The 327-nt window shown below is 66.7% G+C and carries 1 pseudogene; it reads left to right on the forward strand.

The features are described from left to right. Positions 1-327 (forward strand): annotated as a pseudogene (locus VSR34_RS39015) (type III glutamate--ammonia ligase); the annotation flags it as partial.

Raw genomic sequence — 327 nt, forward strand, 5'->3', positions numbered from 1 at the left:
ACCAGTTCACCGCGGGCCTGCTCAAGCATGCCCCCGCACTCACCGCGCTGTGCAACCCGACCGTCAACTCATACAAGCGCCTCGTGGTGGGGCGCTCGCTCACCGGCGCAACGTGGGCGCCCGCCTACGTGAGCTATGGCGACAACAACCGCTCGACCATGGTGCGCATGCCGGGCGAGCGCATCGAACTGCGTCTGCCGGACGGCTCCTGCAACCCGTATCTCGCAACGGCCGCCGTGATTGCGGCGGGCCTCGATGGCATCGAGAGTGAACTCGATCCAGGCACGCCCGCCAACGAAAACCTCTACGAGTGGTCGTCGGAGCGTC

The organism is Paraburkholderia sp. JHI2823 (assembly GCF_038900695.1).
Taxonomy (GTDB): Bacteria; Pseudomonadota; Gammaproteobacteria; order Burkholderiales; family Burkholderiaceae; genus Paraburkholderia; species Paraburkholderia mimosarum.